Below are 9,253 nucleotides of genomic sequence, written 5' to 3' on the forward strand. Positions count from 1 at the left end.
GGCGGCGATGGCGCCGTCGCCGCCGAACTGGCAGGCGGCGGCCTGCGGCGGCTCCCGCACCGCCTCCGACAGGACCGCGACCACCGCGGCGGCGACGAAATTCACGTCGCGGTGGCGCCCCTCCGCGGCCAGCCGGGTGCTCGCCACCACGTCGGCGACGGCCAGCGACCAGTCCCCGCCGAGCGCGGCGTAATGGGTGGGATCGGCGGCTTCGGCGGTGAAATCGCGGATGGATGGCAGATGCATCGCCTTCCTCACGCCATGAGGGATGAATGGGGATGGCACCAGTTTACGCCCCGGCATGGGGCTTGTGAATCACCCCTGAACCCATCCGCTATGGACCCATCCGGCGTTGTCGGCCCGGACGGCCCGTTTCATCGTGCCGCGGATCAACCGGGAGGAACGGCATGGCATTCGCGAGCGACTGGAAATCCGCCAAGACGGCGTTCGAAACCGCCACCGGCAAGAAGAAGCCGAGCGCCAAATTCATGGGCGTCTTCCACAAGTCCGGGCTGGAGGACGTGACCAAGGCGCTCGACACCGCCCTGACCAAGAGCGATGCCAAGGCGCTGGAGAAGGCGCTGCTCGATTACGTGAAGAGCGCCACCTCCTATCAGGCGACGCTGGAGAAGTCGGCCAAGGCCGAGGGTGCCGCGGCCATCGCGGCGGAGCTGAAGAAGCTGGGGCAGGCGCTGGACGACATCGGGCGCCGCGCCGGCGTCGCCGTCAACGAGCGCATCGCCGAAATGCGCGAGGAGGCCGAGGAGGAAAAGGCCAAGGCCGCGGAGGAGCAGGGCAAGGCCGCCCGCGCCATCGCCGACAAGGCCGCGGTGCAGATCGACGGGCTGCTGAAGGCCACCAACGCCGACGTGAAGCTGCTCGATCAGGCCGCCGCCGCCGCCGACCTCGCGCTGCGCAACGTGCTGGACGCCCAGGGGGCGGGCAACGCCAAGGAGGCGAAGGCCCAGGCCGCCGCCGTCCAGACCGCCGCCAAGGCGGTGGAGGCCCAGGCCAAGAAGATCGCCGCGACCGCCGCCCAGGCCGCCAAGCTGTTCAGCCAGGCCAAAGCCGCCGTCGCCAAGATGAAGCTCGACCCCAAGCAGTACGGCGGGCGCGACCCGGCCCAGGGCGCCTTCGACCGGGCCGACGCCATCGTCATGAAGCTCGACCAGATGAAGGAGGAGGCCGGCGAAGCCGCCGCCGAGGCCGCCGGCATCGTCAAGGAGGCGGCGCAGGCGCTGAAGGGCGCCCTGGACCTCCGCGCCACCTATCTGGCGAGCTGCCGCAAGCTGGCCAAGCGGGCGCGCGACGCCGACTCCCTCTACGACAGCGTCGCCCGCGACGTCGGCGGGCAGGCCGACCGCGCGCAGCAGGAACAGATGGTCGCCGACGACGCGACGGAGGACGACAAGCGGGCGGCCTCGATCAAGACGGCCACCTTCTACATCACCCAGGTGCGCCAGCAGGCCGCCCAGGCGAAAAAGGAAATCCTGGCCGCCGCCAACGAGATCACCGGCACCCGCAAGTCCTTCCCGGCCATGGTCACCGACAAGGACCCCGACTTCGGCCCGCTGCTCGCCGAAGCGAAGCAGTTCCTGGACGGCCTGAAGGAATCGCACGCCGCCCTGGTCAAGGCCGAAGCCAAGGTCGACAAGGTCGAAACCGCCTTGAAGAAGCTCGGGTAACGATGCCCCCACCCTCCCCTCTCCCGTCCCGGGAGAGGGGAGAAGGCCCCCGCCGTCACATGATGACTTCGGTCAGGCTGTCCATCAGTTCCCGTTCGTGCTCGATCCGCGTCAGTTCCTCGCCCATGAAGTCGCGCATGGAGATGACCCCGACGAGGTGGCCGTCGCGGACCACGGGCAGGTGACGCAGCCCGTTGTCGGTCATCCGGCGCAGCGCCTCGCCCACCGTGATGTCGGGCCCCGCGGTGACCGGGCACGGGGTCATCACCTCCGACAGGGGGGTGTGGTCCGGGTCCAGCCCGTCGGCCACCACGCGGTCGGTCAGGTCGCGTTCGGTGAAGATGCCCTCGATCTGTTCGTCGACGGAGGCGGTGACCACGACCGACGCCACATGGGCCGCCTTCATCTGTCTTGCGGCGTCCCGCACCGACGCCCCCGCCGGAAGGCTGACGACGCGACGGCGGTTCAGAAGTTCTCCGATGTTGCGATGCATCATGGTTATCCTCCTCCGGATGCGTGTGCTCTGGAAGACAGCGACGGCTGTTTTCCCGGTCGCGCCGCTGTGCCGCGTCTCGCCGCCGGTCTGCGCCTCTTTTTACCGTTCATTTGCAGTTGCGAAGAAAATATCGCGCTTGCGAAATGCCGGACCGGGCGAAGACTGTCCAGAATTCGATTCTCCAAGTGTTGAAAAATGTAATCACTTTCGCGTCGCACGACGAGCAAAGCCACCGCAAAGCAACGTCATGGTTGCCATGACGGTGCGACATGCGACAAAACCGCTCGCCATTGGCCGAGGCCGGCGGTTCTGGCATGAAAAATCACGCTTTCGGGCGTGACGAATGCCCCTTAACCATTATTAAAGGAAATAGGTCCGAAACTCCGGACAATTGCAATTCTGTCACGATGTTGTCTGGAAGGGGCCTGGGCCGCCATGTCGTGGTTGTCGAAATTGAGCGGACGAGGCAAATCCACCGCAGCCGCCGCAGCCGCCGCCAAGGAACGTCCTTCCAACCCGCCAACCATCCGGATCGACCGGCACGAGTATCTTCCGGAGGAATTCGTCCTCGGCTCTTTCCGCATCCGCCCTTATGATGGCGATCTGATTGCGAAGCAGCAGTTCGACTTCCGCATCGTCTTCCAGATCGGCGAGGAAACCTTGGATTTCGCCTGCCGGGGCGTCGTCGTGAAGATGGACGAGCAGGTCGGTCTCGTCGCCCGCTACCACCAGCCGCCGCCGATGCACGAGCGTAAGTTGATTGAGTATCTGAAGCTCTGGAAAGGGTTGTAACACCCAACCGGAGCCCCCGGAAAGCCGAAGGCCCGCCGTACGGAAACGGCGGGCCTTCTTCTTTGATGGGTTCACCGGAGAGCCGCGGGTCAGGCGGTCTCCAGAGCCTTGCGGGTGTGCAGGGCGATCATCTGCTCCTCGTCGGTCGGGATGACGTAGACGGGGATGCGGCTGTCCGGGGCGGAGATCAGCGGGCCGTTGGCCTCGTTGGCCGCCGGGTCCAGGACCACGCCCAGCCAGGCCAGCTTGTCGCCCACCCGCGCCCGCACCGGGGCGGAGCGTTCACCGATGCCGGCGGTGAAGACCAGCGCGTCGATGCCGCCCATGGACGCGGCGAGCGCGCCCGTCTCCTTGGCGATGCGGAAGCAGAACAGCTCCACCGCCTCCTGGGCGTGCGGATCGGCGCTGTCCAGCAGGGCGCGCATGTCGTTGGACACCCCCGACACGCCGAGAAGGCCCGACTTGTTGTAGAGCAGCTTCTCGATGGCGTCGGCGCCCATGCCCTTCTGGCGCATCAGGTAGATCAGCACGCCGGGGTCGATGTTGCCGCAGCGGGTGCCCATGGGCAGCCCGTCCAGCGCCGTGAAGCCCATGGTGCTGTCCACGCTGCGCCCGGCATGGATGGCGCACATGCTGGCGCCGCTGCCCAGATGGGCGACGACCACCCGCCCGTCCGCCAGATCCGGAGCCAGCTCCGGCAGGCGGCGGGCGATGTACTCGTAGGACAGGCCGTGGAAGCCGTAGCGGCGCACGCCCTCGTCCGTCAGTTCGCGCGGGATGGCGAACATCTGGGCCTGCCAGGGCTGGCCGCGGTGGAAGGCGGTGTCGAAGCAGGCGACCTGCGGCAGCTCCGGATGGGCCTCGGCCAGCGCGCGGATGGCCGCCAGATTGTGCGGCTGGTGCAGCGGCGCCAGGGGGATGAAGCCCTCCAGCTCCTCCATCACCGCCGGGGTCAGCAGCACCGGGGCGGCGTGGCGGGTGCCGCCATGCACGACGCGGTGCCCGGCGGCCAGCAGCTTCGCCCCCTCCAGCCGCTCCTCGATCCAGCCCAGCAGGAAGGCCAGCAGGGCGGTGCGGTCGGACGGCTCGCCCGCCGTCCAGGCCCGCTCGGCGAGCGGGCGCTTGGCGGCGTCCTTGGCCTCGAACCTCGGCTCGGTGCCGATGCCGGAGATCTGGCCGTTGATCGCCGCCTGCACGGCCCCCGCGCCCGTCTCCCGGAAGACCGAGAATTTCAGGCTGGAGGAACCGGCGTTGATGACCAGGATGGCGTCGCCGCCACCCGCGTTCTGGCTGCTCATGACGGGCGCCCCTCTCACTCGGCCGCGGCGGCGGCGCCCCGGCGGCGGGCGGCGGCGGCCAGGACGGCCACGGCGCAGGACGCCAGACGGGTGCGCACGTTGTCGGCGCGGCTGGTCAGGATGATCGGAACCCGCGCCCCCAGCACGATGCCGGCGGCGTCGGAGTTCGCCAGGAAGGAGAGCTGCTTGGCCAGCATGTTGCCGGCCTCCAGGTCGGGAACCAGCAGGATGTCGGCCTGGCCGGCGACCTCGGAGGTGATGCCCTTGGTGCGGGCCGCCTCCAGGCTGATGGCGTTGTCGAAGGCCAGCGGGCCGTCGAGGATGCCGCCCTTGATCTGCCCGCGGTCGGCCATCTTGCAGAGCGCCGCGGCCTCCAGCGTCGAGGCGATCTTCGGATTGACCGTCTCCACCGCCGACAGGATGGCGACGCGCGGCGTCTCGACGCCCAGGACCTTGGCGAGGTCGATGGCGTTCTGGACGATGTCCACCTTGTCTTCCAGCGTCGGGTAGATGTTGATCGCCGCGTCGGTGATCAGCAGCGTGCGCGGGTAGGTCGGCACGTTCATCACGAAGACGTGGCTGAGGCGGCGGCCCGTGCGCAGGCCGGTTTCCTTGCGGACCACCTCGGCCATCAGCTCGTCGGTGTGCAGGCTGCCCTTCATCACCGCCTCGCACTCGCCGGAGCGGGCGAGCCGGACGCCGGTCTCGGCGGAGGCGTGGGAGTGCGGCACGTCGACGATGCGGTAACGCCCGATGTCGAGCCCGTGGGCCTCGGCGACCGACCGGATCTTGGAAGCCGGGCCGATCAGAACCGGGTCGATCAGGTTGGCCTCGGCGGCCTCGACCGCGCCCTTCAGCGAGCTTTCGTCGCAGGGATGGACGACGGCGGTCGGCACCGGGGGCAGCGATTCGGTCTTGCCCAGCAGCTCGTCATGGCCGTCGTGGCGGATGACCTGGACCTGCGGCAGCTCGTGCGCGGCGCGGCGGACCTTCTTGGTCGGCGCGATCACCTCGGCGAGGCCGGAGACGACCTCCTTGCCGTCCTGGTTGCGCGCGACGCAGTCGAAGACGACGATGTTCTTCTCGCCGTGCTTCTCCTTGGCGGTGACCGTCACGGTGATGACGTCGCCCAGGCCGACCGGGCGCTTGAAGCGCAGGTCCTGGCCGATGTAGATCGTGCCCGGACCCGGCAGCAGCGTGCCCAGGACCGCGGAGATCAGCGAGCCCGACCACATGCCGTGGCCGATCACCTTGTGGAACTGGCTGTCCGCCGCATACTCCTCGTCGAGGTGCGCCGGGTTGATGTCGCCCGACACGGTGGCGAACAGCTCGATGTCGGACATGGTCAGCCGCCGCGACAGGCTCGCCTGCTGGCCGATCTGGATTTCCTCGAAGGTGACGTTCTCGATCATGGCTGAGCCGTTCTTGCCGAAGTCGGGGGTGGCGGGCGCGGTAACACGGTCCATTGGAGAAGCTCCTCAATCGGATAGCGGCTCGGAATCGCGTGATCCCTGGGCCGAATCCTCCCGGCCTGCGGATCGCCCTGTCGTCCGCGGCCTTTTTGTTGGACCCCCGGGTCGTCCGGCCCGTGAAGGGCCGCCCGCCAGGGGCCGGTTCGGGGTGCCCTGAATAGCGCGGCACCGTGAAAGAGATGTGACAGGGTGGACCATTTCACGGTTCCGTTGCGGTGCAACAATGTCGCACCCCCCGGTCCTTCCGTCCCGCCGCACCCCGCGCCGCCCGTTTGTCCCGGCCGGCGGAAATTCCGTTCGGACATGGTCTTACGACGGCCCAAGTCCTCGCCCCATGACCTATGTCAAGCGGTTGGGAGAGGGTAATCCGTTTACTTCGCACCCGCACAAACCGCCCGCGCAGGATTGTATCACTGAGCAGGCGCAGCATGGCAAGACCTTGCGTGCGCCGGCCGCGGACCGACGCATCGTTGAAAGTGCCGTGGGAATTTTCGTGGAAAGGCGGAAAACCGCCCGGCCATCCCTGCCGATTCCGCAGCGCACACGCCCGCGCCACGCATGGCGCCGCCCCCCGGCGGCTCCGGAATCAGGCGCTCGCCACCGAAGGGGCGGGTTGCTCGGGCAGCGGGTTGTGGCGGTCGCCGACCATCAGGATGGCGATGGAAAAGACGGTGCCCTTGCCCACGCGCGACCGGACGTCGACCTGATGCCCCAGGATGTGCGCGGTGCGCCGGACGATGGACAGCCCCAGCCCCAACCCGCGCCCACCGTCCGGCTGGTCGGTGCCGCAGCGGTAGAAGTCGTCGAAGATCAGCTTGAGCTGGTCGGCGGGAATGCCCGGCCCGGTGTCCCACACTTCGACCAGCACATGCCCGCCGCGGCGCCGGCAGCCCAGCAGGATGGTCCCGTTCCCGGCGTAGCGCAGCGCGTTGACCAGCAGGTTGCGCACCATGCGCTCCAGCAGCACCGGATCGCTGAGCACACAGGCGGAGGTCGGCACCATCCGCAGGGCCATGCCCTTGCTGGCCGCCTGCTCCGCGAATTCGCGGGTCAGCCGGTCGGTGATGTCCTGCAGAGGGAAGACGGCGGGCCGCGGCTTGACGTTGCCGGCCTCCAGCGCGGAGGTGTCGAGCAGCGTGTTCAGCAGCGTGTTGCCGGCGGCGATCGCCTCCCCCAGCTTGCTGGCCACTTCGAGCTGCTTGGAATCGGACAGGCGGGCCGACAGGATGTGGTGGAACAGGCTCATCGCCTGGAAGGGCTGGCGCAGATCGTGGCTGGCCGCCGCGAGGAAGCGCGACTTGGCCCGGTTGGCCCGCTCCGCCTCGGCATGGGCTTCGGCCAGGGCCTCGCGGATGCGCACCCCCTCGGAGATGTCGATGGCGGCGCAGATCACGCCGGACACCGCTCCGGCCTCGTCCCTCAGCGGTTCGACGATCAGGTCGAAGACCTGCACCGCGCCGGACTCCGCCCTGATGCGGACCTCCTGCCGGGCGCCGACGCCGTTGTCCAGCACGGCCCGCTTCACCGCGTCCAGCCGCGCCGCGTCGTCCGGCGCGTGGAGGTCGGCGTTGGTCCGCCCGATGAAGGACTCCGCCGTCCGCGCGGTCTGCGGGTTGTACATCCACATATAGCGCAGGTTGCGGTCCAGGCTGAAGACGGCGACCCGCGAATGGCGTAGCGCCATGCGGAACCGCTCCTCGCTCTCGCGCAGCGCGCGGGCCATGGCGGCGCGGGCGCGGGCCTCGGTCACCAGATGGCGCTTGGCCTGCGCCTCCCGCCGGGTGTAGCCGGCCAGCGCGCCGGTCAGCAGAAGCCCCATCACCAGGACGATCCAGGCCGGATAATCCACCGGCGACAGCCGCGGTTCGGGCGGGGCCGCCAGCACCAGGGTCCAGCGCCGCCCCCCCACCGCCAGATCGCGCTCCAGCACCGTCTCGCCGTCCTTGCGGACGTCGCTGAAGAGGGCGCCCTCCCGGCTGGCGAACCCCTCGGTGAAGTCGCGGGACGCCAGGATCCGCCCGCCGTTCCCCGGCGCCCCGTCCAGCAGATGGACCGCCCCGCGCAGCCCGTTCACGCGCTCGCCCGCCTCCTCCAGAAGGTGGGTGATGCCGAAGACCGAGGCGATGTAGCCGGCGACCTCCGCGCAGCGGTCGGCCCCGTCCAGCCCGTCCACGGGACGGTTGTAGACGGGAAGATACAGGCCGATGCTGCGCCCGGCCTCCCCCCGGACGCGCGGCGGCAGGGCTTCCGTCGCCGCCACGTCGCCGGACGCGCAGGCCCGCGCCAGCACCTCCGCCCGGTTGGGAAGGGAAAGGATGTTGACGCCCTGCCCGAAGGCGCCGCCGCGCTCCGGCTCCATCAGCGTGTTGACGAACAGGTCCCCCTGCGGGGTCTCGGGCGACAGGCCGGCGAAGCTGCCGTCCGCCTCCTCCGCGTCGTGGACGGTGAAGTCCCTGCGCCCGGCGGCCCGCATCGCCGCCTCCAGCGCCGGGACGTCCGCCGGCGGAACCCGCCGCACCCAGGCGACCGACCATAAACCGGGATAGAGCGGCATCATGGGACGCACCGCCCCCGCGAATCCGTCGCGGGCAACCGGGTGGGGGTGGGCCGGGTGGGGATCGGAAAAGGCCGCCCGCAGCGTGCGCAGCAGCAGCGTGTGGCTGCCGATCCGCTCCGTCAGGGCATCGTGGAACTGGACGATCTGCCGTTCGAGCCGCGTGCGTTCCGCCTCGCGGTTGGCGGCCCGCATCTGGAAAAAGGCACCGAAGGTCAGCGTCAGGCCCGCAGCGACCAGCACCGGCACCGCAAACGAGCCCCGCCTCCTTCTGTCCAGCAGCACCATCCCACCCGTTCCCAACGGCGTTTTCACCGAAAACGTCAGATCGCCCGACTATAGCAAGCGGTCCCACGCGCCGAAAATGGAAAAGCCCCGATCCTCCCAAATGGATAGCCTGTTCCGACGAGCATACGGCGCCGGCTCACTATTGATTGTCATTTGCATATGGATTGGACCCCGATTGTGATGTCAATTCTGCAATACAGCGTGAAACACAACGCTCCGTTGCCGGCAGGGTCCCGGGGCGCACTCAGGACTTCAGCCGTTCGCGGCCGAGAAGCCGCGCCACGGCCCCCCGCAGGGCCATGGGCGCCACCGGCTTGTGCAGCAGCGGATAGCCGGACAGCCGCGCCTCGCGCAGGCGCATGGGATCGGTGTCGCCGGTCAGGATCAGGCCGGGCAGCGCGGTGTCCAGCGCCTTGCCGATCTGGCGTATGGCGACGATCCCGTTCACCGCCCCCTTCAGCCGCAGGTCGGAAATGACGAGGTCGGGGGCCTGCGGGCCGGGACCCAGCCGCTCCAGCGCGGCGTCCACCGAGTCGGCGGCGATCACCGCGCAGCCCCATTGGCCGAGCAGCGCGCCCAGCGCCTCCAGCACCATCGGGTCGTCCTCGACGACCAGCACGCGGGCGCGGCTGACGTCCTCGCCGGGGGCGGAGGCGCTGGCCGGGCCG

At 69.2% G+C, this 9,253-nt stretch carries 9 protein-coding genes; 3 read left to right on the forward strand and 6 right to left on the reverse strand.

Translation table 11 applies throughout. The annotated features are described in order from the left end of the window. Nucleotides 1-246: DUF3095 family protein (locus tag QSG27_RS25445; RefSeq protein ID WP_306711110.1), on the reverse strand; the 246-nt coding region annotated here is incomplete at its 3' end. A gap of 161 nt (nucleotides 247-407) precedes the next feature. On the opposite strand from QSG27_RS25445, the gene QSG27_RS25450 reads away from it, so the two are divergent. Beyond that, entirely contained in the window at nucleotides 408-1,685 is a 1,278-nt protein-coding gene (locus tag QSG27_RS25450; protein ID WP_306711112.1) for a hypothetical protein, read from the forward strand. Between the two features lie 55 nt (nucleotides 1,686-1,740). Here QSG27_RS25450 and QSG27_RS25455 read toward each other — a convergent pair whose 3' ends face one another. After that, a complete protein-coding gene (locus QSG27_RS25455; RefSeq protein ID WP_306711114.1) occupies nucleotides 1,741-2,181 on the reverse strand; it encodes a CBS domain-containing protein in 441 nt (146 codons plus the stop codon). Here QSG27_RS25455 and QSG27_RS25460 point away from each other — a divergent pair. Together QSG27_RS25460 and QSG27_RS25465 are read left to right on the forward strand one after the other, a co-directional pair. Then, on the forward strand, nucleotides 2,180-2,521 hold the full coding sequence (locus QSG27_RS25460) for a hypothetical protein (protein WP_306711116.1): 342 nt from the start codon (nucleotides 2,180-2,182) through the stop codon (nucleotides 2,519-2,521). The two genes, QSG27_RS25455 and QSG27_RS25460, sit on opposite strands and share 2 nt — an antisense overlap. Nucleotides 2,522-2,616: 95 nt before the next feature. After that, nucleotides 2,617-2,973, forward strand: a complete 357-nt coding sequence (locus QSG27_RS25465; RefSeq protein WP_306711118.1) for a hypothetical protein — start codon at nucleotides 2,617-2,619, stop codon at nucleotides 2,971-2,973. An 89-nt stretch (nucleotides 2,974-3,062) separates the two neighbouring features. Here the strand turns inward: QSG27_RS25465 and QSG27_RS25470 are convergent, their stop codons facing one another. The 4 genes from QSG27_RS25470 to QSG27_RS25485 form a co-directional block, all read right to left on the reverse strand. Continuing rightward, nucleotides 3,063-4,271, reverse strand: a complete 1,209-nt coding sequence (locus QSG27_RS25470) for an acetate/propionate family kinase (protein ID WP_306711120.1) — start codon at nucleotides 4,269-4,271, stop codon at nucleotides 3,063-3,065. 14 nt (nucleotides 4,272-4,285) lie between these two features. Next, nucleotides 4,286-5,737: a bifunctional enoyl-CoA hydratase/phosphate acetyltransferase gene (locus QSG27_RS25475; RefSeq protein ID WP_407653271.1), complete on the reverse strand. Its 1,452-nt coding sequence runs from the start codon at nucleotides 5,735-5,737 to the stop codon at nucleotides 4,286-4,288. A gap of 592 nt (nucleotides 5,738-6,329) precedes the next feature. Beyond that, on the reverse strand, nucleotides 6,330-8,585 hold the full coding sequence (locus QSG27_RS25480; RefSeq protein WP_306711122.1) for a CHASE domain-containing sensor histidine kinase: 2,256 nt from the start codon (nucleotides 8,583-8,585) through the stop codon (nucleotides 6,330-6,332). Nucleotides 8,586-8,829: 244 nt separating this feature from the next. Beyond that, on the reverse strand, nucleotides 8,830-9,253 hold a 424-nt coding region (locus QSG27_RS25485), incomplete at its 5' end, for a response regulator (RefSeq protein ID WP_306711124.1).

Source organism: Azospirillum isscasi (assembly GCF_030849505.1).
GTDB classification, from domain to species: Bacteria; Pseudomonadota; Alphaproteobacteria; order Azospirillales; family Azospirillaceae; genus Azospirillum; species Azospirillum isscasi.